At 75.9% G+C, this 22,253-nt stretch carries 22 protein-coding genes; 10 read left to right on the forward strand and 12 right to left on the reverse strand.

Annotation, left to right across the window (positions count from 1 at the left end):
- Positions 1 to 854 precede the first annotated feature (854 nt).
- The 9 genes from BMW99_RS35010 to BMW99_RS35050 all read right to left on the reverse strand — a co-directional run bounded on the left by BMW99_RS35010 (position 855) and on the right by BMW99_RS35050 (position 6,224).
- On the reverse strand, positions 855 to 1,625 hold the full coding sequence (locus tag BMW99_RS35010; RefSeq protein ID WP_143080599.1) for a hypothetical protein: 771 nt from the start codon (positions 1,623 to 1,625) through the stop codon (positions 855 to 857).
- On the reverse strand, positions 1,622 to 2,209 hold the full coding sequence (locus tag BMW99_RS35015; protein ID WP_075018198.1) for an RNA polymerase sigma factor: 588 nt from the start codon (positions 2,207 to 2,209) through the stop codon (positions 1,622 to 1,624). The genes BMW99_RS35010 and BMW99_RS35015 overlap by 4 nt, the downstream gene beginning before the upstream one ends.
- A gap of 68 nt (positions 2,210 to 2,277) precedes the next feature.
- Positions 2,278 to 2,685, reverse strand: coding sequence for a hypothetical protein (locus BMW99_RS35020; RefSeq protein ID WP_245791761.1), 408 nt, complete (start codon positions 2,683 to 2,685; stop codon positions 2,278 to 2,280).
- Between the two features lie 137 nt (positions 2,686 to 2,822).
- The gene (locus tag BMW99_RS35025; RefSeq protein ID WP_069466296.1) at positions 2,823 to 3,404 is read right to left on the reverse strand and encodes a dihydrofolate reductase family protein; all 582 of its coding nucleotides are present in this window, start codon (positions 3,402 to 3,404) and stop codon (positions 2,823 to 2,825) included.
- A 108-nt stretch (positions 3,405 to 3,512) separates the two neighbouring features.
- Entirely contained in the window at positions 3,513 to 3,920 is a 408-nt protein-coding gene (locus BMW99_RS35030; RefSeq protein ID WP_069467447.1) for a rodlin, read from the reverse strand.
- 154 nt (positions 3,921 to 4,074) lie between these two features.
- Positions 4,075 to 4,428 carry a hypothetical protein gene (locus BMW99_RS35035; protein WP_069467446.1) on the reverse strand — a complete coding sequence of 118 codons (354 nt, stop codon included), beginning with the start codon at positions 4,426 to 4,428 and terminating at the stop codon, positions 4,075 to 4,077.
- Positions 4,429 to 4,595: 167 nt separating this feature from the next.
- Positions 4,596 to 5,096 (reverse strand): chaplin, encoded by a 501-nt coding sequence (locus BMW99_RS42995; RefSeq protein ID WP_069467445.1) that lies wholly within the window; start codon positions 5,094 to 5,096, stop codon positions 4,596 to 4,598.
- 121 nt (positions 5,097 to 5,217) lie between these two features.
- Positions 5,218 to 5,463, reverse strand: coding sequence for a chaplin (locus BMW99_RS35045; RefSeq protein WP_069467203.1), 246 nt, complete (start codon positions 5,461 to 5,463; stop codon positions 5,218 to 5,220).
- A 350-nt stretch (positions 5,464 to 5,813) separates the two neighbouring features.
- Complete coding sequence (locus BMW99_RS35050; protein WP_069467202.1) at positions 5,814 to 6,224, reverse strand: rodlin; 411 nt, start codon at positions 6,222 to 6,224, stop codon at positions 5,814 to 5,816.
- Between the two features lie 399 nt (positions 6,225 to 6,623).
- On the opposite strand from BMW99_RS35050, the gene BMW99_RS35055 reads away from it, so the two are divergent.
- From BMW99_RS35055 to BMW99_RS35095, 8 genes are read left to right on the forward strand one after another with little or no spacing between them, the layout of a single operon-like run.
- On the forward strand, positions 6,624 to 7,835 hold the full coding sequence (locus BMW99_RS35055) for a glycosyltransferase family 4 protein (RefSeq protein WP_075018200.1): 1,212 nt from the start codon (positions 6,624 to 6,626) through the stop codon (positions 7,833 to 7,835).
- On the forward strand, positions 7,832 to 10,243 hold the full coding sequence (locus BMW99_RS43000; protein ID WP_079176288.1) for an exopolysaccharide biosynthesis polyprenyl glycosylphosphotransferase: 2,412 nt from the start codon (positions 7,832 to 7,834) through the stop codon (positions 10,241 to 10,243). Before BMW99_RS35055 ends, BMW99_RS43000 begins: the two co-directional genes overlap by 4 nt.
- Positions 10,243 to 12,072, forward strand: a complete 1,830-nt coding sequence (locus BMW99_RS35070) for an O-antigen ligase family protein (protein WP_075018201.1) — start codon at positions 10,243 to 10,245, stop codon at positions 12,070 to 12,072. The genes BMW99_RS43000 and BMW99_RS35070 overlap by 1 nt, the downstream gene beginning before the upstream one ends.
- Positions 12,069 to 13,805: a lipid II flippase MurJ gene (locus BMW99_RS35075; protein WP_079176289.1), complete on the forward strand. Its 1,737-nt coding sequence runs from the start codon at positions 12,069 to 12,071 to the stop codon at positions 13,803 to 13,805. Before BMW99_RS35070 ends, BMW99_RS35075 begins: the two co-directional genes overlap by 4 nt.
- Positions 13,802 to 14,617, forward strand: a complete 816-nt coding sequence (locus BMW99_RS35080) for a polysaccharide deacetylase family protein (RefSeq protein ID WP_075018202.1) — start codon at positions 13,802 to 13,804, stop codon at positions 14,615 to 14,617. Before BMW99_RS35075 ends, BMW99_RS35080 begins: the two co-directional genes overlap by 4 nt.
- A complete protein-coding gene (locus tag BMW99_RS35085; RefSeq protein WP_075018203.1) occupies positions 14,614 to 15,924 on the forward strand; it encodes a glycosyltransferase in 1,311 nt (436 codons plus the stop codon). Before BMW99_RS35080 ends, BMW99_RS35085 begins: the two co-directional genes overlap by 4 nt.
- Before the next feature lie 8 nt (positions 15,925 to 15,932).
- The gene (locus BMW99_RS35090; protein ID WP_075018204.1) at positions 15,933 to 16,658 is read left to right on the forward strand and encodes a YveK family protein; all 726 of its coding nucleotides are present in this window, start codon (positions 15,933 to 15,935) and stop codon (positions 16,656 to 16,658) included.
- Entirely contained in the window at positions 16,655 to 17,875 is a 1,221-nt protein-coding gene (locus BMW99_RS35095; RefSeq protein ID WP_079176290.1) for a GNAT family N-acetyltransferase, read from the forward strand. Before BMW99_RS35090 ends, BMW99_RS35095 begins: the two co-directional genes overlap by 4 nt.
- Here the strand turns inward: BMW99_RS35095 and BMW99_RS35100 are convergent.
- Entirely contained in the window at positions 17,847 to 19,325 is a 1,479-nt protein-coding gene (locus BMW99_RS35100) for a glycoside hydrolase family 26 protein (RefSeq protein ID WP_075018205.1), read from the reverse strand. The two genes, BMW99_RS35095 and BMW99_RS35100, sit on opposite strands and share 29 nt — an antisense overlap.
- A 439-nt stretch (positions 19,326 to 19,764) precedes the next feature.
- Between BMW99_RS35100 and BMW99_RS35105 the strand changes: the two genes are divergently transcribed.
- Together BMW99_RS35105 and BMW99_RS35110 are read left to right on the forward strand one after the other, a co-directional pair.
- On the forward strand, positions 19,765 to 20,190 hold the full coding sequence (locus BMW99_RS35105; RefSeq protein ID WP_069466886.1) for a tyrosinase family oxidase copper chaperone: 426 nt from the start codon (positions 19,765 to 19,767) through the stop codon (positions 20,188 to 20,190).
- Between the two features lie 19 nt (positions 20,191 to 20,209).
- On the forward strand, positions 20,210 to 21,076 hold the full coding sequence (locus BMW99_RS35110) for a tyrosinase family protein (RefSeq protein WP_069466885.1): 867 nt from the start codon (positions 20,210 to 20,212) through the stop codon (positions 21,074 to 21,076).
- Between the two features lie 101 nt (positions 21,077 to 21,177).
- Here BMW99_RS35110 and BMW99_RS35115 read toward each other — a convergent pair whose 3' ends face one another.
- Positions 21,178 to 21,444 carry a chaplin gene (locus BMW99_RS35115; protein WP_069466884.1) on the reverse strand — a complete coding sequence of 89 codons (267 nt, stop codon included), beginning with the start codon at positions 21,442 to 21,444 and terminating at the stop codon, positions 21,178 to 21,180.
- A 119-nt stretch (positions 21,445 to 21,563) separates the two neighbouring features.
- Complete coding sequence (locus BMW99_RS39610) at positions 21,564 to 22,160, reverse strand: hypothetical protein (RefSeq protein WP_079176291.1); 597 nt, start codon at positions 22,158 to 22,160, stop codon at positions 21,564 to 21,566.
- Positions 22,161 to 22,253 lie beyond the last annotated feature (93 nt).

The following is a 22,253-nucleotide window of genomic DNA, read 5'->3' on the forward strand; positions in this document are numbered from 1 at the left end:
CCTCCGGGGGTTCGCCCTGGTGGTCCCCCCGGGGGCTGCGCGTGCCGCGCCATCGTGGCTGGTCGCGCCAACGGGGTGCCCCCGGGGCTTGATCCGGCGTGTGCCGCGCCGCCGTGGCTTGTCGCGCCAACGGGGTGCCCCCGGGGCTTGTTCCGGCGTGTGCCGCGCCGTCGTGGTTGCTCGCGCAGTTCCCCGCGCCCCTTCGGCCTCCGGGGTGCCCCGCGCTGCGCGCTGCCGTCTGCCGGTCTCGTCGTGGCTGGTCGCGCAGTTCCCCGCGCCCCTGGCGGTGCACGTTCGTGGGTGGGGTCAGGGGCCACTCCGGGAGTGTCTCCTCGAACTGTGCGTGCACCGTCCTTCCGCTCGGCTGGGCGGGTGGATGCACAGTTCTGCGGGGACACACCCGGATCGTCCCCTTCCGGCCCGTCCCCGTCTGCGGGAGGACATTGGCCGTGCCCCATGTCCCCCGCCGCACGGTGGATCAGCGGGAGGGGGTGGGGAGGAAGTGCTCCCCGCAGCGAAATGTGCGCGGCCCCCGGGTGCCGATACGTACGAACCCGTATGCACATTTCCGAGGAGACGCTTCCGGAGCGCCCCCGACCCCACGGACAAAGGGCACGCACACCAGGGGCGCGAGGAACTGCGCGAGCAACCCACCACCGGCCGGTGGACGGCAACGCACCGCACGGGGCTGGGCGGACCCCGAAAGGGGCGCGGGGAACTGCGCGAACAGCCACGACGAGACCCGCAGACGGCAGCGCGCAGCGCGGGGCAGGACGGAAGCCGAACCCAGCAAGCCCCGGGGGCACCCCGCCGGCACCCCGTTGGTCGAACCCGCTGACCCCCGGAGGGAACCCTCAGGGGAGTGGGGACGGCGGGGGGAGGGAGAGGTGGAGGGTGAGGGAGAGGGATGGCGCGTCGGTGGGGTGGGGGGCGAGCGCCGTGCAGTAGGTGCGGACCCGGGTGGGTCCTCCCGCCGCCGCGGTGAGCCGCGCCAGCGACGCGGGGTCGAGGCGGCGCCCGCCCGGCGCCCCGGACACGTCGCGGAGATAGGCGACGCACAGGCCGCGGAGGCCGCCCGCGGCGCCCGGCGCGGCGGTGCCGCTGGGGGAGGGCGACGGCCCGGACGGGGTCGCGGAGGGGGAACCGCCCCCGCCGGTGGGGGCGGACGACGGCGCGGTGGGCCGCACGGAGGGCCCGCGCGTGGGCGACGGCGCCGGCCCGGACGGGGACGCGGACGAGGCGAACGGCGGGGCCGGCGCCGGAGCCGCCGCGCGACCGCGGTGGAAGGGGCCGCCCACACCCGCCGACGCGGCGATCGCCGCACCGCCGAGCACGAGCACCGACGCCGCGGCGCCCGCCACCGCTTTGAGCGTGAAGCCGCGCCCGCGCCGGGCCGAGGCAGAGGCCGAGGCCGAGGCCGGGACAGCACGGGCCGAGGCCGAGACGGAAGCCGCGCGCGCAGCGCGATACGCGGTGATCGCCGCCGCCTCGTCCTCCGCGCGCCCCTCCAGGGGCCGCGCCGCCGCGGCCAGCAGCCGCGCCACGTCGCTGCCGTCGTCGAGCCCGTCCATCAGACGTTCCGCCGTGCCGCGTTCGGCGTCGCGTCCCGCTGTCCCGCGCCTCATTCCTCTCCCCTCCCCGCCGCGATCTGTTCCGACAGCCGCTTCAGGCCGCGGTACGCGGCCGTCCGTACCGCACCCGGCCGTTTGCCCAGCACCTTCGCCGCCATCGGGGCGTTGAGCCCCAGCACCACCCGCAGCAGGACGGCCTCGGCCTGGTCCTGCGGGAGTTCGGCGATGAGCGTGAGGGCCTGCCGGGTGGACAGGTTGTCCATCGCCTCGCCCGCCGAGTCCTGGAGCGTCACCGGCTCCGTGGTGCGCTCGTCGAACGCCGCGGTGCGGGGGCGCGCCTTGATGCGCCGCATGTGGTCCAGCGCCCGGTGCCGGGCGATCGCCGCGGCCCAGCCGCGGAAGCCCTGGCCGTCGCCGCGGAAGCCGTCGAGGTCGCGGACCACGTCGTGCCACGTCTCGGAGGCCACGTCGTCGGCGTCGTCGCCCACCAGGCCGCGCAGGTAGCCGAGCAGCATCGGGTGGACCTCGCGGTAGACGACGGCGAAGGCCGCCTCGTCACCGCCCCGGGCCCGCGTGACCGCGTCGCCCAGTTCCGCGTCGTCCATCCTCGCGCGCCGGCGCACCTCCGCCTTGCCCACTGCACCTCTTCGCGCTCACCGACACGTGCGACCTTGCTGTGCCGCCCGGTCACGGGGACCGGCGGTCCTCATGTCCGCGCCCAGTCCGCCACCTCCCGGTAGAACCGGTGCAGGGCGTCCTGCGGCCCGTTCTCGTACCGCTGGACGGCTCTGCCGAGCGGGTCCCAGATCCGCCCGTCGGGCGTGCGCAGGCCGAACGGCTGGCCGAATGTACCGCGCTGTTCCGCGTCGAGGACAACCCAGGCCGCCGTCGTGGTCCGGGCCAGGACCTCGCCGAGGTACGCGCCGAACCCGTGCAGCGCGGGCAGCACCGCCTCGATCGGCGGGTGTTCGCGCCGGATGCTGCCGATGACCCGGTCGGCCTCGGCCAGGCTGGCCGGGGTGTAGTCGAGCCGGATGCCGGTCCCCTCCCGCACGACCGCGACGATGTCCGCCGCGAGCCGGGGCGCGCTCGTGGCCGGCGGTGTGTCGGTCACCGCGTGTTCCATCAAGTCCCTCCGCCCGCTGGTCCGTCCGCTGCTACGGCCGCGCGGGTCGCGCGCGGCACTACAACGGGGGGCGCAGAACGGCGGCAAAACGTCACACCGGGGGTCGCGAACCGTGGCGGATCGGGTCAGGAGCGACGAACGGCGTAGCTGAGCGAGACGAACGGGCCGTTGGCCTCGACACCGGTCAGTTCGAGGACGCCGGAGGCCAGGCGGCGGGGCAGCAGGGGCGCCCCGGCGCCCAGCGTGACGGGGGCGACGGTCAGCACGATCTCGTCGAGCAGGCCCTCGTCGGCGAACGCGCCGACGAGGGCGCCGCCGCCCACCAGCCAGATGTTGCGCTTGCCGGCCGCCCGGGTCATGGCCTCGTGGACGGGCCGCACGTCTCCGTGGACGAAGGTGATGTCGGCGCCGGGGACGCCCGGCAGGTCGCGGTGGGTGAACACCCAGCAGGGCGTGTGCCCGTACCACTTGCGCCACTTCGACGGCTGCTCGCCGACGTTCTCGTGGTTCAGCACCCACTCGTACGTGGTGGAGCCCATCGCGAAGGCGCCGACGTGCTTGAAGAACGGGGCGAAGGTGTCGTCGCCGCCCTCGATGCCCAGCAGCCAGTCGAGGGAGTTGTCCGGATCGGCGATGAAGCCGTCGATGCTGGTGGCCGTGTAGTAGGTGGTCCGGGGACCCGCCGGGGGCTGGGTGAGGTGCGCCATCGTCCCACCGTAGGCGGGGGTGGGGGCGCGGCGGGGGTTCCGCGCCGGGAAACGGCGAACGGGCCGCCGGCCGAGATCGGCCGGCGGCCCGCTGCGGGGCGGGGTGCCTCAGTGGTTGGCGGCACCGTTGCCGGACAGCACCGGGATGTTGTCCAGGATGTGCGACGCGGGCTCGTCGCCCTTGATCTGGCTGCTGTTCTCGGCGCACTGCTGGTTCTGCGGCGAGGACAGCACGTTGATGTCCTGCGCGGTGATCGGGATCAGTCCGATCAGCGAGCCGACGTTCGCCTTGACCGGCAGGCCCACGCAGGGCTTGTTCAGGGTGCCCTGGACCAGACCGATCTGGGGGCTCTCGGTGCCGCTGGTCGCGGTGTTGCCGTAGGCCTGCTCGGCGCCGTTGCCGTTCACCGTGGTGGTGCCCTCGTCGTTGCCGATGGCCATCGCCGGGGAGGCGGTGGCGCCGACGGCCGCGACCGAAGCGGCGAGAGCAGCACCGGCGAGCATCTTCTTGATCATTGTTGTCCCTTATTTGGTGCTTGGATGCACGGTTCGGAGGGTCTGGTGGAGCGATCTGATCAACCGCCCACCAGGGAATTGGTTCCGGCGTTTCACTCCGATGGGCGAGAGCCGGACCTGCGGTGACGTCGGGCCGGACGGGCCGGCGCCGACATCAGCCGCCGAGCGGGAGGCCGCCCAGCAGGGAGGTGCCGGGCAGGGCTCCGGTGACCGCCGGGAGGGCGGCGCCCTGGGCGGCGCCGACGGCCTGCCCGAGAAGCGCCTCGGCCGGGACCTGGGACCCCAGGGTGTCCGTGGTCCGGTCCGCGCCCTGCAGGGCGCGGTCCAGATGCGTGCCCTCGACCGTCTTCTGCACCGGCTGGGCGGCCAGGAGCTCGTCGACGCCGCCGTTGATGCTCGTGGGCATCGCGGGCGTGGCCGCCGCTCCGCTGTCCGCGAAGGCGGGAGCCCCCACACCGACCGCGATCACGGAGCCCGCCACGGCCGCTGCCATCTTCGAGTACTTCACTTGCCGCCCTTTCGGTAGCCGACGCCGTATTTCCCCGGCTGTCGTTCTCCGTGGACAACGACCACGGATTGCAACGGAAACGTCGAGTAAACGGCGAAACGGACAATCACCCGAACGGTGCGAAACGGCGCGCTATTGCTCGTATCTAATGCCGGATGTGCGCCGGTCTAATGCCGGGCGTGCGCGGGTCCGCCGCGGTGCCGGGCGCCGGTCAATGCCGGGGCGGGGCGGGCACCGCGCCGGTAGAGCATCGCGCCGCCCAGCAGCAGGGCCGCGCTGGTCGCGCCCGCGGCGCCGAACTGCCGGCCGCTGGTCCCGGTCTCGGCCAGCGACGGAGGGGCGGCCTTCGGCGGCGCGGCCCGGTGCGGCGGGACCGGCGCCGGGGGCACGGCGGTGCGCGGCGGCGTCGCAACCGGCGGCACGCGGTCCCCGTTGGAGCAGGTGTCGCCCAGCGCCGGGTCGAGCAGCGCGGCGGCGTCCACGCTGTTGCCGCAGACGTTCACCGGGACCTCCACCGGGACCTCCACGGAGTTGCCCGACAGCAGGCCGGGCGACCCGGCCGCGGTGCCGTCGGCGTCGGAGTCCGCGCTCGCCAGGCCGCCCGCGGCGACGAGGATGCCGCTCGCTGCGGCGACGGTGAGCACGCTGCGGCTCAGGATCTGTCGCATGGTCGATCGTTTCTCCACGCTGAGAAGTGGGCGGGGCCGGGAGACGCACCGCCCCGGCGCGCGGGACACGCGCTCCGGGGCGGTACCTGTTCAGACTGCGGGGCCCGAAGGGGCGAGGTGGTCAGTGCTCGCTCAGGTTGGCGCAGTTGTCACCGAACGCCGGGTTGAGCAGCCCGATGACGTCAACGGTGTCGCCGCACAGGTTGACCGGGATGTCCACCGGGACCTCGACGGCGTCGCCGGACAGGACGCCCGGCGAGTGCATCGCGACACCGCTCGCACCGGAGTCGGCGAAAGCGGGCGCAGCGGCGCAACCGACGGCGATCATCGTGCCCGCGGCGAGGGCCGCGACCTTCGTGTACTTCACTTGTGACTCCTTTTCCGTTGCGGCGCTGATTTCCACCACGGTTTTCGTGGCGGCCGTCCCGAAATATCCGGGCCGGAGCGCACCGCTTTCGACGGGGCTAACGAGGACTACTGACCTGAGGCAACTCCCCGGCCCGCATGCCGATCACTATCCACTCGAATGGACGGTGAACGGGCAGGGAAATCCGGGCTCACGGAGAGAGAGGCACCGCAGGAATTCCGTGGCGCCGCGGCTTCGCGGACCCGGAAGAACGCCGGGCGGCTCCGCGGCCCGCGGGAGGACATCCCGGCGGCCCTTCGGCCGGGGCTGCGCGGGGCCGGGGCGAAGGCCGGCGCGGCCGGCGGCGGCGGTCAGCCGTTGTGCGTGCCGTTCCCGGACAGCACCGGGATGTTGTCCAGGATGTGCGAGAGCGGCTCGTCGCCCTTGGACTGCGTCGAGTTCTCGGTGCACTGCTGGTTCTGCGGCGAGGACAGCACGTTGAGGTCCTGCACGGTGATCGGGATGCCGCCCACCAGCGAGCCCAGGTTGGCCTTCGCGGGCAGCGCGATGCAGGGCTTGTTGAGGGAGCCCTGGACGAGCGCGAACGACGGGCTCATGTAGCCGCTGGTGTACGTGTTGCCGTACGCCTGCGTGGAGTCGTTGCCGTTGGCGGTGGTGGTCCCCTGGTCGTCGCCGAGGGCCATCGCCTGCGGCGCGACCGTCGCGGAGACGCCCGCGAAGGAGGCGGCGACAGCTGCCGTCGCGAGGATCTGCTTGATCACGGTTGGTCCTTCTGAGAGAGGGTGCCCCGGTACCAGGGCCGGTCTGACCAACACCGCTGATCCCGGTTGGTAATGATCCTTCACCCGAATGGATAGAACGGGCACTGCGCAGGGATTTCACCCTCCCGCAGGGGTGTCGTGAAGGGCCGGTGATTGACCTGCCGTCCACCCCGATCATGCGATCGTCATACGAAATCAGGAGAAGTGAAGTGCCGCGCGTCGTACCCGATTTCACGCATCGGCGTGCATTCCTGTTCTGTGGGGATTACCTGACAGGCACGGAAATCGTTGACTGCACGCGACCCGCCGCCCTCCGGGGGGAACGGGCCGCGCACTGACTGGACTTGGGCTGCTCCGGGGCCTCCCGGAGGAACCCCGGAGAGAGGGAACGGCGCCGCGATGCCGCAACACCCCTACGCACTCGCCGGGTTGACGGTGCTCCACATGACGCAGCCGGTCGAGGGCGGCGTCGCACGCGTCGTCGCCCAGCTCGCCGCCGCGCAGGTGCGGGACGGCGCACGCGTCGTCGTCGCCTGCCCGCCCGGTGGGCCGCTCACCCGGGCCGTCGAGGCGGTGGGCGCCGAGGCCGTGCGCTGGCCGGCCCGCCGCTCACCCGGCCCCGGGCTGCCCGTCGAGGTCACGGCCGCCGCCCACGTCCTCGGCGACGTCGACCCCGACCTGCTGCACCTGCACAGCGCCAAGGCCGGGCTGGCCGGCCGGCTGGCCGCGCACGGCACCGTGCCGACGGTCTTCCAGCCGCACGCCTGGTCGTACGAGGCCGCCCGCGGGCCCGTCGCCGCGGCCGCGGTGCGCTGGGAACGGCACGCGGCCCGCTGGACCGACCGCCTGCTGTGCGTCAGCGAAGCGGAGCGCGCCTCGGGCCTGGCGCACGGCATCCGCGGCGCGTGGTCGGTGATCCCCAACGGCGTCGACACCGGGCACTTCGCGCCCGCCGAGCACCCCGCCGCCGTCCGCGCCACGCTGCCCGCCCTGGCCGGTGTCCGTCCCGGCGCGCCCCTCGTGGTCTGCGTCGGGCGGCTGTGCCCGCAGAAGGGCCAGGACGTGCTGCTGGACGCCTGGCCGGCGGTCGCCGCAGCCTTGCCCGGCGCGCGGCTGGCCCTGGTCGGGGACGGCCCCGACGCCCGCCGCCTGCTCGCCCGCGCCCCCGACGGCGTGCTGCTGGCCGGTCCCGTCGCCGACCCGCTGCCCTGGTACCAGGCCGCCGACGTCGTGGTGCAGCCCTCCCGCTGGGAGGGCATGGCGCTGGCCCCCCTGGAGGCGATGGCGTGCGGCCGGCCGGTCGTGCTCACCGACGTCGCGGGCGCCCGGGAGAGCCTGCCGGACGGCGACGCGGCCCGCTGTGTGGTGCCCGTCGGCGACGCACCCGCGCTGGCCACGGCCCTGCTGAGGCTGCTCACCGATCCCGGTCTGCGCCGCGACACCGCCGGGCGGGCCCTCGCCCACGCCCGCGACCACCACGCCCTGGACACCGCCACGGACGCGGTCGCGGAGCTCTACGCCGCGCTCACCCATCACGCCGACCCCGACGACCCCGGCGACCGCACTGCGCCCACGGCCCTCCCCGCGCCCCAGCTGGGAGCCCCCCGATGACCCGCACCCCCGACGGCACCCCCTACGGCCCCGCCGACACCGCCGGCCTCCACGACACCGCCGACACCGCCCACGCCGCCGACCTCGCGGGCGGCGGCCCCTCGCCGGCGCGCGCCCCCCGCCGCACCCTGGGCGCCGGTGGCGCCGCCCCGCAGCCGCCCGGCGGACGGCCGCGGGCCGTCGAGAGCACCGCGGAGGCCGCGGCGGAACGCTCGACGGCACCCGCGAAGAGCGGCGACGCCCGGCCTGCACCGCGCCCTGACCGGGCCGAACGGGCCGAACGGGCCGAACAGGCCCCGCACGCCTGGCTGTCGGAGCCGGGCGCCGCAGACCGCACGGCGAACGCGGCGGTGGGCCGGATCGTCCCGCTCGTACCGCAGGCGTTCCCCACGTCGGCGCCCTCCGTCGGCCACGTCGGTCACGTCGGCAATGTCAGCCAGGTCGGCCAGGTCGGCCAGGTCCCCCACGTCGGCCAGCTCGGCCACGCCGGACCGGGAGGTCACGTCCCTCACGTCGGACACCAGCTCGTGCCGACCGCCCCGCCCGGGCACCCCGCGCCCCTGGGCCACCTCGTCCCGGCCGGCCACCTCGGCCACCCGGGCCCCCCGGGGCACGCGGGCGGCAGCCATCCCGGACCGCCCGGCCACCCGGGGCACGCCGCCCACCCCGGCCACCCCGCCCATCTCGGCCCGGTCGGCCTGTCGGGCCACTCCGGGTACGTCACCCCGTTCGCCAGCCGCGCGGGGTCCGGCGTCGACTCCCCCACGCTCACGCTGCGGACCGGCGGCCGCGCCGGAGCCGCCCCCCATCCGGCCCCCGTGGTGGTGGAGGCCGTCGCCGCCACGCCGTCCCGCGGCACCGTCGTCGCCCTGCGCCCCGAACAGCCCGCGGCCGTCCTGCCCGAGCTGCCAACCGCGCCCCCCGCGCCACCCGACACGGTCCGCGAGCTGCCGCGGTCCCCCGCCGCGCTGCCCGCCGCGCCTGAGCCGGCCGCGACCGGTGTCCGTGCCCAACCCCAGCCGCGCCACCGCGCGTTCCGGCCCCGCGGCGCCACGCTGCTGATGGGCGCGGACGCCGCCGGCGCGGTCGCCGGGGCGCTGGCCGCCGGGGCGCCTCCCGTCGCGGCCGCCGTCGCCACGACGGTCCTGCTCCTGGCCCTCTACCAGGGCCGCCTGTACCGGCCGGGCTTCGCGCCCTCGGCCCTCGGGGAAGTGCCGGCCGTCGCGGGACGCGCCGCCGTCGGCTGGGGCGCGGCCGCCGCGGTCGTCACGTCCATGGACCTGCCCGGCCTGCTCGGCGCGGCCGCCGTCACCACGGCGGCGGCCTGCCTGCTGCGGGCGTCGGTGTACGGGCTGCGGCGCCGTGCCGCGCGCCGCGCGCCCGGCTCCACCCTGATCGTGGGCGCCGGGCCCGGAGTCCGCCAGGTCGCGGCCGCGCTGCACGCCCACCCCGAGTACGGGATGCGCCCGGTGGGCGTCGTCACGCCGGGGCCCGGCACCGACGCGTCCGACCCGGCCGTCCGGCTGCTCGCCGCCGCGCTGCACGCGCAGGCCCCCGACGACCCGCCCGACCTGCCGCTGCCGGTGCTGGCCGGACACGCCGAGATCACCCGCGCGGTGATCCAGAACTCGGTGCGGTTCGCCGTCGTCGTGGGCCCGCCGACCCTGGACGCCCGCACCACGGCGACCGTGCGGCTGCTGGCCGCGCAGGGCTGCTGCATCTGGCAGGCGGAGGAGGGCGGCCGCGCCCGCCGCGGCCCCGTGCCCACCGCCCACCTGTGGGGCTTCTCCTGCCGGAGGCTGGAGGTCGAGCCGTACCCGGCGCCGCGCCCCGGCCGCTGGGCCAAGCGGGCCATGGACGCGGGCGCGGCCGGCCTCGCGCTGCTCGTGCTGGCGCCGGTGCTCGGCGCGTGCGCGCTCGCCGTGCGCCTCACGGACGGCCCCGGCGTGCTGTTCCACCAGGAGCGGATCGGCCTGGGCGGGCGGCCGTTCACGCTGCTGAAGTTCCGCACGCTGCGCCCGCGCGACGCCGACGAGTCCGCGACCCGCTGGAACATCGCCGGCGACCACCGCATGAGCGCCGTCGGCCGCCTGCTGCGCCGCACGTCGCTCGACGAGCTGCCGCAGCTGTGGAACATCCTGCGCGGCGACATGAGCCTGGTCGGGCCGCGCCCCGAACGCCCCTATTTCGTGGAGCAGTTCAGCACGACCTACCCCGGCTACGAGGACCGGCACCGGATGCCCGCCGGGCTGACCGGGCTGGCCCAGGTGCACGGGCTGCGCGGGGACACCTCGATCGCCGACCGCGCCCGGTTCGACAACCACTACATCGACAGCTGGTCGCTGTGGCAGGACGTGGCGATCATCCTGCGGACCGCCCTCGAACTGTTCCGGGTGGGCGGCAGCTGATGTCCCTCGCCCCGCCCCCGGTCCGCCGCCGCTCCACCGGCGGTGCCTCTCCCGCCCGCGGCGGACCCGCCGCCCCCCGGTGGCGGGCCCGGCTCGCGCACGCCGCGCCCCTGGCACCGGCGGTCGCGACCGTCCTGCTGCTGGCCGTGCCGGTCGCCGCGGGCGACGTCAGCACGTCCGGCAAGGTCACCCCGGCCGACGCGGCCTCCGCGGTGCTCGTGCTGTGGTGCGCGCTACGGCTGGCGGGGACGCGTCGGCGGCCGCTGGGGCGGCTGGGCGCGTTCGTGCTGGGCGCGCCCGTGGTGGGCTTCGCGGCCGCCACGGTCACCTCCCTCGACCCGGGCACGGGCGTCGCCGGATTCCTGCGCTACGTCCAGGTGTTCGTGCTGGTGCCGGCCGCGGTGGTGCTGCTGCTGCGGGACCGGCGGGACTTCGCCGTGGTCGCGGGCGCGGTCGTCGTCCTGGCACTGGTGCAGGGCGGCGTGGGCGTGTGGCAGTACGCGACGCGCACCGGCGCCTCGTACGCGGGCCAGGACGTGCGCGCGGTCGGCACGTTCGGCCCGTCGGACGTGATGGGCATGGCGACGGTCGTCGCGTACGGGCTGGTGATCGCCGCGGCCTACGCCCTGGCGCCCGGCGGGTCGCGGCGGCTGCGCCTGGGCGCGCTGGCCTGCGCGGGCGCCCTCGCCGTGCCGCTGGTGGTGTCGTTCAGCCGCGGGACGTGGATCGCCACGGCCGTGGCGTGCGCGGCGATGACGCTGCTGGCCGGCCGCCGCCAGGCGCTGCGGGTGGGCGCGGTGGCCGCGGCGTCCGCCTGCGTGCTGGTCGGCGGGGTCGGCGTGGGCTCGCAGATGATCGGCCAGCGGGTGGCGAGCATCACGCAGGTCACCAGCACCCCCGACTCGTCCGTCACCGACCGGTACGCGCTGTGGGGCGCGGCCGTGTCGATGTGGCGCGAGCACCCGGTCACCGGGGTGGGCCTCAAACGCTTCCCGGACGAGCGCGACTCGCACGCGTCCCTGGCCCTGTCGTCCGGCAGCGACACCGCGGGCGCCGGACAGGCGTTCGCCCGTGAACCGCTGCTGTCCCCGCACAACATGTACCTGCTGGTGCTCAGCGAGCAGGGCCTGCTGGGCTGCGCGCTGCTGACCGGGTCGTGGGCGGCGCTCCTGGTCGCGGGCACCGCCCGCCTCCGGCCCCGCCGCCCCCGCCGGTTCGCGGACCCGCTCCCGCACCCGCGGACCCGCCCGCCGGTCCGCCGCACCGGGCCACCGGCCTGCGGCCTCGCCGCGGTCGGCCTGCTGCTGTGGACGTGCGTGGACTTCCTGTACGCCGACATCGGCGGGCCCGCGACCGTCCTGACGGCCCTGGTCCTGGGTCTGTGCGCCTGGTGGCCGCTGCACCCGGGCCGCGATCTGGCGGGCTCGCCGCGACGACGCCGGCCGGTGCCGCCGCCCGCCCCGCCGGTCCTCCCCGCGCTCCCGGTCCGCCCGGTCCGCCGCCCCAGCTGGGCCGTCGAGGAACCGGACGACGCGCCGGACGGCGGGCACGACGGGGCGCCCGGCAGCACGAACGCCCGCCTGCGCGAGGGCGCGAACGACGACCCGAACCACGGCGCGGACCACGGCTCGGACGACGAGCATCGCCCGGCCGCCGCGCCCCGCACGACCGGACGGACGGCACCCGCCCGCAGCACCGCCGGACCCACCGCCCGCAGGTCGACGGCCCGTTCGGCCCGTGCAGGCGGCACCACCGCGCCGGCCGCCGTACCCGCGCAGGACCCGCGCCCGGACGCGGCGCCTCTCACCCGTCCCGGCGGCCGGCCATGAGCAGCCTTCCCGCCGGCGGCCCCCTCCGGGGCCCCGTCCCGGCGCCCGAGCCGACGCCGGGGACGTACGCGACGGTGCCCGGCGCGCACGAAGCGCCGCCCGGTCCCTGGGAGTCGGCCCACCCGGCCGCCGCCCCGGCCGCCGGCGTCCCGGCGCAGGCGGGCACCAGCGGCGGCCCCGACGCCGCGCCGAGGGAGCGCGGGGACGACGCGGCGCCCCGGGGGCTGGCGCGTGCCGCGGGCGTGACCGCGGCGCTGACCGTCGCCGGCTCGGTGCTCGGTCTCGTCCGGGACCAGGCGGTGGCGCACCTGTTCGGCGCGGGCGCCGAGAGCGACGCCTTCCTCGTCGCGTGGACGGTGCCGGAGGTCGCGGCGACCGTGCTCATCGAGGACGCGATGGCGCTGCTGATGGTGCCCGCGTTCAGCGCGGTGCTGGCGCGCGGCGCCGGGCCGCGCCCGCTGGTCCGGGGCACGCTGCCGCGGCTGCTCGCCGTCCTCGCGGTGCTGACCGCGGGCCTGGCGGCGGGCGCGCCGCTGCTGGTGCGGCTGCTCGCGCCGGGGCTGGCCGACCCGGCGACGGCGGTGGCCTGCACCCGGCTGACCGCGCTGACCGTCTTCACGTTCGGCCTCACCGGCTACCTCAGCGCGGCGCTGCGCGCCCAGCGCCGGTTCGTGCCGCCGGCGGCGATCTACGTGGCCTACAACGTCGGCATCGTCGCCACCCTGCTGGCCCTGCACGGCCGTTACGGCGTGCGGGCGGCCGCGGCGGGCGTCGCGGCCGGCGGCGTGCTGATGGTGCTGGTCCAACTCCCGGCGTTCCTGCGGGGGCTGGGGCCGCGACTGCCCGAACCCGCCGCGGGCGGGCGCCGCGACGCGCTCGCGTTCGCCCTGGTCGTGCCCGTCGTGGTGTTCACCCTCGGACGCCAGGCGCAGGTGCTGCTGGAGCGGTTCTTCGCCGCGCCCCTGGCGCCCGGCGCGATCTCGCACCTCAACTACGCCCAGAAGGTCGCGCAGTTGCCGATGGTGATGTCGCTGATGATCTGCACCGTCACCTTCCCGGCGGTCTCCCGCGCCCTGGCACTCGGCGACCGGGAGCGGGCCCGGCGCCGCGTCGAACGCGACCTGACGCTCGCCGCCGTGGTGGTGCTGCTCGGCGCCGCGTACGTGGCGGCCTGCGCGCCCGCGATCGTCCGTGTGCTGTTCCAGCGCGGGGAGTTCGGCCCGGCCGACACCGCGGCGACCGCTGCGGTGATGCGGGTGTACGCGCTGGGGCTGCTCGGCCAGAGCATGGTCGGCGCGCTGGTGCGGCCGTACTTCTCCGCGGCCCGTCCGACCTGGTACCCGGCGGTGTCGATGGCCGCCGGGCTGCTGGTGACGGCGGTGGTCGACGCCGCGGCCGCCCGGCCCTTCGGGGCGTGCGGCATCGCCGCGGGCAACGCCGCGGGCATCACCGTCACCGCGGTCCTGCTGCTGCACGGCATCGGCGCGCGGCTGCGCGACGGCGCCGCCGTCCGGGCCCGCAGCCTCGCCCCGGGGCTGGCGCGCATCGCGCTCGCCGCCGCGGCCGCGACCGCCGCCGGCTGGGCGCTGGCCGCCGTCGCGCCGGGGGCGCTCTGCGCCGTGCTGCTCGGCGGCGTCGCCGTCCCGGCCGTGTTCGCCGCCGTGGCGCTGGCCGTGCGCGCCCCGGAAATCCCGTCCCTGATCGCCACCGTGACACGTAAGGCCCGCTCATGACCCCTGAACTCGTCCTCCCCGCACGGCGGTCGCGGACCGCGTCGCGCGCGCCCTGGGCGCTGATGTACCACGCGGTGGGGGACCCACGGGACGACCCGTACCTGGTGACCGTGGGCCCCGAACGGCTGGCGCGGCAGCTGCGCTGGCTCAGCCGCCACGGGCTGACCGGCGTCAGCATGCGCGAGCTGCTGGCGGCCCGTGAGCAGGGCAGGGCGGACCGGCTGGTCGGCCTGACCTTCGACGACGGCTACGCCGACTTCCTCACCGAGGCGGTGCCGCTGCTGCGCGAACACGGCCACACGGCCACGGTGTTCGTGCTGCCGGGCCGGCTCGGCGGCGCCAACGACTGGGATGCCGAGGGGCCGCGCCGGCCGCTGCTGGACGCGGCGGGAATCCGCGCGGCGGAGGCCGCGGGCATGGAGATCGGCTCGCACGGCCTGGTCCACCAGGACCTGACGGCCGCCGACGACGCGACGCTCGCCGCCGAGGCCACCGAGAGCCGCCGGCTGATCGGCGAGATCACCGGCACCGCGCCCGTCGGCTTCTGCCACCCCTACGGCGCGCTGGACACCCGCACGCTCGCCGCGGTGCGCCGCGCCGGGTACGCCTACGCGTGCGCGGTCGACCCGGGTCCGCTGGCCGGCCTGTACGCGCTGCCCCGCGCCTACGTCGGCAACCGCGACAACTCCCCGCGCCTGCACGCCAAGAGGCTGCTGCACCGGATGCGCGGACCGTACCTGACCGACCCGTCCGGACACGGCGACCGCCCCCAGCGCCCGGAGCCGTCCGCACTCCCGAGGGAGGACTCATGAAGGTCCTGCACGTCATCACCGGCCTCGGCATCGGCGGCGCCGAGCAGCAACTGCGGCTGCTGCTGCGGGCGCTGCCCGCGGAGTGCGAGGTCGTCACGCTCACCAACCCCGGCCCGGTCGCCGACGCGCTGACCGCCGACGGCGTCCCCGTCACCCACCTGGGCATGACGGGCAACCGGGACCTGACGGTCCTGCCGCGCCTGCGGCGCCTGATCCGCGCGGGCCGCTACGACCTGGTGCACACCCACCTGTACCGGGCCCGCGTGTACGGCACGGTCGCCGCGCGCCTCGCCCGGGTGCGCACGGTCGTGACGACCGAGCACTCGCTGGGCGAGACGCAGCTGGAGGGCCGGCCGCTGACCGGGAGCACCCGCACCCTGTACCGGGCGGCCGAGCGCCTGGGCAGCGGCACCCTCGCGGTGTCCGAGACGGTCGCCCGCCGCCTGACCGGCTGGGGCGTGCCCGCCGAGCGGGTCCATGTGGCGCCCAACGGCATCGACGCGGCCGCGTTCCGCTTCTCCGCGCCCGCGCGGGTCGCCGCCAGGAACCGGCTGAACATCCCGCTGTCCGCCTACGTGGTCGGCGGGGTGGGCCGGCAGGTGCGCGGCAAGAGCTTCGACAGCCTGATCCACGCGGTCGCCGCCGTCCCCGACACGTACCTGCTGCTCGGCGGCGACGGTCCCGAGCACGTGATGCTGCTGCGGCTGGTGCACCAGCTCGGCATCGGCGACCGGGTGCGGTTCGCGGGACCCGCCGAGGACCCCAGCGCGGACAACCCCACCGTGCCCGAACTCCTCTCCGCCATGGACCTGTTCGTGTCGCCGTCGCCCGAGGAGACCTTCGGTGTCGCGGTCCTGGAGGCGCTGGCGGCCGGACTGCCCGCGCTGTACGTCGCCTGCCCGGCCGTCGAGGACCTGCCGCCGCACGACGCGCCGGGCGCCCGGCGCGTCGAGGCGTACCAGCTGCCCGCCGCGGTCCGCGAGGAACGCCTCACCGGGCCGCGCCGCCTGCCCGTGCCCGCGGCCGTCGAGCACTACGCCATCGCCCGCACCGCGCAACGCGTGATGGCCCTGTACGAGGAGCTGCTCGCCGCCTCGGCCCGCTCCTCCGCCGCAACGGCCGCGGACACGGCGGTCCCCGCCGCCGCGTCCGCGCCGCCCGCGGTCTCCGTCCCCGAGCCCGCGTCACCGCCCGGCGCCGCACCGGAGCCGGCCCCCGGGGCCGCGCCGGCCACCGCACCCGCTCCCGCCGCCGCACCCGCGCCCGCCGCCGCACCCGCCGCCTCGCCCGCATCCGCCGAGAAATGAGCCTGCCGATGAACGACGTCCGCGATCCGAACGCGCGCGGGGCGCGCGGCGCCCGCTGGTGGCACCGCCTCCCGCGCTGGACGCCACTGCCCCTGGGCATCGGCCTCGGGCTGGCCTGCGGCCTCGGCTACGGGCTGACCGCCGCACCGCAGTACGCCGCCACCGCGTACGTGCTGGTGGTCCCCCAGCACGCCACGGACTCCCAGACCGCGCTCGGCTTCGCTCAGGCCTACGGCAGGATCACCGCGGGGACCGCGGTGCTGGCCGGCGCGCAGAGCGCGGCCGGCACGCCCGCGCCCGAGCTGCGCGGGCACGTGCAGGCGGCGACCTCGCCCGACGCGCCGATGATCTCCGTGACCGGCACGTCGGACAGCGGCGCGCGGGCGGCGCGGATCGCGGACGCCGTCGCGGACTCGCTGACCGCGACGGGCAACCGCACCTCGGCGTCGACCGGCGTGCGGCTGCTGCTGTTCTCCCCCGCCACCGCGCCCGCGAGCCCGTCCTCGCCGTCGACCGGCCTGTCGGGCGCGGTCGGCGCCAGCGCGGGCGGCCTGCTCGGCGCCCTCGCCCTCCTCGCCCGCCGCCGGCCCGACGACGCCCACGGCCCGTACGACGGCCGCGACGTTCGCGACGGCCGCGGCCCCCACGACGTCCACGACCCGTACGACGCGCGCCCGTCCGCGTTCCCCGCCCCGTCCCCGTCCCCCCACGAGCACCCCCGGGCCTCCGTATGACCGCCACCGATCCCCAGCAGGCCCCCGCCCCCATCGCGGCCCCGCGGACGCCCGCTCCTCGCGACGGGCACGCCCCCGCCGGTCCGGACGGCAGCGTGCACCTCCCCCTGACCGTCCATGTGTGCCGGAACGCCGGGGAGTTCGGCGGACTCGCGCGGGAGTGGGCGGGGCTGTACCAGCGCTGCCACACGGCCACCGCGTTCCAGAGCCACGCCTGGCTGTGGTCGTGGTGGCTGTCGTACGGCGGGCGCCGCGGCCTGCGCGTGGTGCTGGTCCGGCGCGGCGGCGAACTCGTGGCGGCCGCGCCGCTGATGCGCGTCCACCGGCCGCTGCCCGCGCTGGTCCCTCTCGGCGGGGCGATCACCGACTACACGGACGTCCTGCTCGCGGACGCCGAGGCCGGGGTCGCCACCGCGCTGGCCGCGGGGGTCCGGCGGGCGGCGCGCGGCGCCGTGGTCGACCTGCGGGAGGTACGGGAGGGCGCCTCGGCCGAACGGCTCCTCGCGTGCTGGCGCGGCACGACGCGGCGGCTGCCGGACTCGGTCTGCCTGGAGCTGCCGGGGCTGCCGATGGACGGGCTGATCGCGCGGGTCGGCAGCTCGCGCGGGCAGCGGATCCGGGCGTCGCTGCGCAAGCTGGAGGCGGCCGGTGTGGAGGAGCGCGAGGTGCCGCCGCACGAGGTGCCGTCCGCGATCGAGACGATGATGCGGTTGCACCTGCTGCAGTGGCGCGGCCGCGGGGTGACGCCGGAGCACGAACGGCCCCGGTTCGCCCGCCACCTGGCCAGGGCGGCCGCCTGGATGGCGGCCGACGGCGCCGCGTCGGTCACCGAGTTCCGCATGGACGGCCGGGTCGTGGCCGCCAACCTGACCGTGCTGTCACCGCAGTTGGCCGGCGGCTACCTGTTCGGCGCGGACCCGGTGCTGCGGGCGGCGAAGGTCGACGTCACCACCCTGCTGATGCGGCACGGCGTCGGGCAGTCGGCGGGCGGAGGCCGGGCGACCCTGAGCCTGCTGCGCGGCGCGGAGCCGCACAAGTTCCACTGGCAGCCCGAACACCGGACCAACCAGAGGCTGTTGATGGCCGGGCGTGCGTCGGCGCCGGCGCTGCTGCTGCGCTACGGACTGGCCCGTGCGCGCGCCGCCGCCGCCCGCTCGGCCCGGCTGCGGCGGCTGCGCGCGCTGCTGCTCAGCCGGACCGGCCGCTCTTCGGGCTGAGCCGGACGCACACCTCGCCGCTGGCGTACTGCTGCTGCATCTGGGCACTGAGCTGCATCGGCGAGCAGTTCTCGGCGGCGCCGTGCGCGTCCGCGGAGCCCTGGGCCGGCGCGGACGGGGCGGTGCTGGGGGTGGTGCCGTCGGGAGTGGGGGGATCGGACGGATCGGACGGGGTGGCGGCGGAATCCGCCGCGGACGCGGACGCGGGTGAGGTCACGGGCGAGGTCGCGGAGGCCGGCGAGGGAGTGGCCGTGGCCGCGGGCTTCGGGGTGGTCGCGGCGGAGGTCGCGGCGGAGGTCGCGGCGGAGGGCGTGACGGAGGGGGCGGCGGTCTTCCGGCCGGCCATCAGCGCGTGGTAGACCGCCGACGCCTTCGGGTTCTCCGCGCACTGCCACACGCCGTGCGGGCAGTAGTCCGTGACCGTCTGGTACATCGGGCGGTGGGTGAAGATCCAGGACAGCATCAGCGCCATGTAGTCGGGGTTGTCGCCGTTCCTGAACAGGCCCCACTCCGGGTAGGAGATGGCCTTCTTGTGCGCGGCGGCGAAGTCCACCTGCGCCTGGAGCCCGTACGGTTCGTTGATCTGGTCGTAGAAGCTCTCGCCGCCGGGCTGGTCGTAGGAGTCCATGCCGACGATGTCGACGCTCGCGTCGCCGGGGTAGCACTCGGTCCACGCGACCGCGTCCTGGCCGCGGTTGGGCGCGAAGTCGAAGCGGAAGTGCTGGCCGGGCACGGCCCGCATCGCGGCCACGATCCGGTTCCAGTACGTCTTCCAGCCCTGCGGGTCGGGCCCGCAGCGGTGCGCGTACGTGGTGCCGTTCATCTCCCAGCCGAGCACGATCACCGTGTCGGGGACGCCCAGCGCGACCAGCCGCTGCGCGAGCCTGGTGAAGTGGGCGTCGTCGGCGCCCTGCGCGCCGGACCGGATGAGGCCGCGGACCTCGTCGTCCGACAGACGGTCCTCGTTGTGCTCCTGCATGGGCACGTTGAGCACGAACAGCCGGCCGGGCGCGGCGTGCTTCCACTGCGCCCACGGGTCCAGCAGGTCGCCGGCGCCCTCGATGGAGTCCCAGCTGTCGCCCGGCAGGTAGGTGTGGCCGACGCGGACGGTGGTGCCGCCCAGCCACTCCTGCAGACCCGCCAGGTTCTGCACGCCCTGCTCGCCGGAGTCGGTGAACGCGCCCATCGGCGACAGCGCCGCGCCCTCCGAACCGCCGCCCGGCCCCCCGAGCAGGCCGCCGGCCACGGCCGCCGCGCCCGGGCCGCCGCCCCGGCCGCTGCCCGAGCCGCTGCCCGAGCCGCCCGCCGGCAGCGCCCCGGCGGCTCCGCCGGACGCACGACCCGCCGACGCGGCGTTTCGGCCCGACGGCGACTCGCCGCCCAGCGCCGCCGTCGCCAGACCTGCCGCCAGAAGCGCGGCCGTGGCCGCACCGACACCCGTTCTCGCCACCCAATGACGCCGGCCGCCCATGGTCACTCCCTCGTCGTCGGCACACGGCGCCCCGAGTCGCACCGCACTCTGACGATCAGTCATAACGTACGAAGAACAGAAACGCGCTTTTGACTGCGCCGAGCGTGCGGGCCCTGTTTCGCCGTCCGGCATTCCCCTACCCGCGACCGGCCGGCCGTTCCCACGGATGGACCTTCGAGCCTCTCCGCCAATACCGCCGCGGCGATTCCCGCGACATCACTCGGGCGGATGAATTTCCGTTCCCCGCTTACCGATCATCCGCCGTTTCCCGTCCTCCCGGGGAGAGGATGAGGGCCGCCCTGCACCGTATTCCGGCTGCTCCGGGCTCACCCGGCTCATCCGGCTGTTCCGGCTGTTCCGGCCCATCGGATATTCCGGCCGCTCCGGCCATCGAGACCTGACGAGAGAGGAACGGGGCATGGTGACGCGCAGGAGGATGCTCAGAACCGGCCTCACCACGGTGGCCGCCGTCTCCGGCACGGGGGCCGCGCTGCGGCCGATGCTCGCCGCGGGGCAGTCCGGCGGCCACGACGGCGCGGGCGCCGCCGTCGCCGCCCAGGGCGCCGCGGCACCTGCCCGGCCGGCCGGCACGCCGCTGTTCGACGAGGTCTACCGCGGCCGCCGCATCCAGGGCTTCACCACCGCCGACGACGACCGCATCGGCATCCTCGTCGACGGCCGTCCGCTGCACGTCATGCGGCGCGTGGACGGCAGCTGGATCAGCATGGCCAACCACTACCAGCCCTTCGCGACCCCGCTGGCGACGGCCCGCGGCGCGGTCGACGTGATGGGGCACGCCGTGCTGGCCGCCGCCCCCGTCCAGCTCCCGATCCTCCGCCACTGACGGGGAGAGAGGCCCGACCGTGTACACGCGCAGGAACCAGCGGAACCTGACCAGCAGCCAGCGCAGCCAGTTCGTGCAGGCCGTCCTGGAGCTCAAGCGCATGGGCGGCTACGACAAGTACGTCACCCTGCACGCCAAGTACTTCGCGTCCGACGGGGAGACGGGCCTGCGGCTCGCCCACATGGCCCCCACGTTCTTCCCCTGGCACCGGCAGTTCCTGCTGGCCTTCGAACACGAGCTGCAGATGATCGACCCCGGGGTGACCGTCCCCTACTGGGACTGGACCCGGGACCGGTCGGCCTCCTCGCCGCTGTGGGCACCGGACTTCATGGGCGGCAACGGCCGCGACAGCGACGGCCAGGTGATGACGGGCCCGTTCGCGTACCGGTACGGCGACTGGCCGATCACCTACGGCGTCACGCAGGAGCGTTACCTCACCCGCAACATCGGCCGCCCGGACCGGCCGATCGTGCTGCCGACCAGGAGCGAACTGGACGGCGCGCTCGCGATGAGCACGTACGACACGGCGCCGTGGAACTCCGCGCCGGCCACCAAGGGCTTCCGGAACAAGATCGAGGGCTGGACGGTCAGCGAGACCAAGGGCGGCTACCTGCACAACCGGGTGCACCAGTGGATCGGCGGCCACATGATCGGCGGGTCCTCGCCGAACGACCCGGTCTTCTGGCTGCACCACGCCTTCATCGACCTGATCTGGGTGCGCTGGCAGCGCCGCCACCCGCACTCCGGCTACCTGCCGGCCAGGCCGCTGCGGGCGCACGACCCCGAGCACGGCCGGGTGATCAGCCTCAACGAGCCGATGCCGCCGTTCTCCGTGAAGCCGTCGGCGGTCATGGACCACCGCAGGTTCTACACCTACGAGGAGTGACGGGTGAGGCGCGGGCAGTGCGCCGCGCGGGCCGGACATGGCAGCGGCCCCCCGCCTCCTGATGTGGGTTCAGGAGGCGGGGGGCCACCGGAGGCTCCGGACTACCAGCTGCCGCCGTCCTCGTGCGCGGAGACGTTGTAGCACTGGTCGCCGAACCCGGGGTTGAGCAGGCCGATCACGTCGACCGTGTCGCCGCAGAGGTTCACCGGAACGTTGACGGGCACCTCGACGAGGTCGCCGGACACCACGCCCGGCGAACCGACCGCGGCACCCTGGGCGCCGGAGTCGGCCGCAGCCGCACCAGCGCCGACGGCCAGCACGGCACCTGCGGCGGCGGCGATGGCCGCGGCCTTTGCGATACGCGACATCAAGATCTCCCTGAGACGAGAATCAGCCGCAAACCCTGCGGCTTTTGACGCCCTGCCAACGGCTCGGGATCACCCGTGGTCACGCATGTTGAGCTGAACCGGTGATGTTCGAGGAGGACTCATGCGGCGGGCGCCGCGGTGGACGGGGCGGCGGTGGTGACGGGAGCGGTGGCGGTGGGAGCGGGCAGCGACGGGGTCGACGGCACGCTGGGCGCACTGCCCAGCGCCCCGCCGAGGACCGCGCTGATCGTGCTGAGCAGGCCGCCGACCACGCCTGTGGCCGCGCTGAGCAGGCCGCTGAGCGTGCCGGTCAGCGAGGAGATCAGCCCGCTGACGGCCTTCTGCAGGTCGGCTAGGGCGTCGGAGGTCGCGTCGCGGGCGGCGCGGTCGGTGGTGCGGGCCGCGTTCGCCTGCCGGGTCGCGTCGATCGACGCGCGGGCGGCGGCCGCGTCCTGGGAGAGGGTGTCGCGGGAGGCGGTGCCGGTCAGCGAGTCCTCGACCAGCCGGGCGACGGGGGTGGCCAGGTGGCCGACCCTGCCGAGCGCGCGGGCCTGGTCGATGAGGGTCGTCGCTGCCGTGTCGGCCGCCGCCGGGCGGGTGAGGGCGGAGTGGTGGGGGGCATCGGCGGTGGCGGACGTGACGGTGAGCACGCCTCCGGTGACGCCGGCGACGAGAGCGGTGGCGACCACCGCGCCCGTGATCCGGTTGCTGCGCATGGGGACGGAATTCCCTTCGGAAGTGAAAAAACCTACGTCGCCCACGGTGAAAAGCGGACTGTCGCGCCGCAACCGATGCCGACGCGCCGTCGC

Origin of the sequence: Actinacidiphila rubida, assembly GCF_900110255.1 — a bacterium.
Classification (GTDB): domain Bacteria; phylum Actinomycetota; class Actinomycetes; order Streptomycetales; family Streptomycetaceae; genus Actinacidiphila; species Actinacidiphila rubida.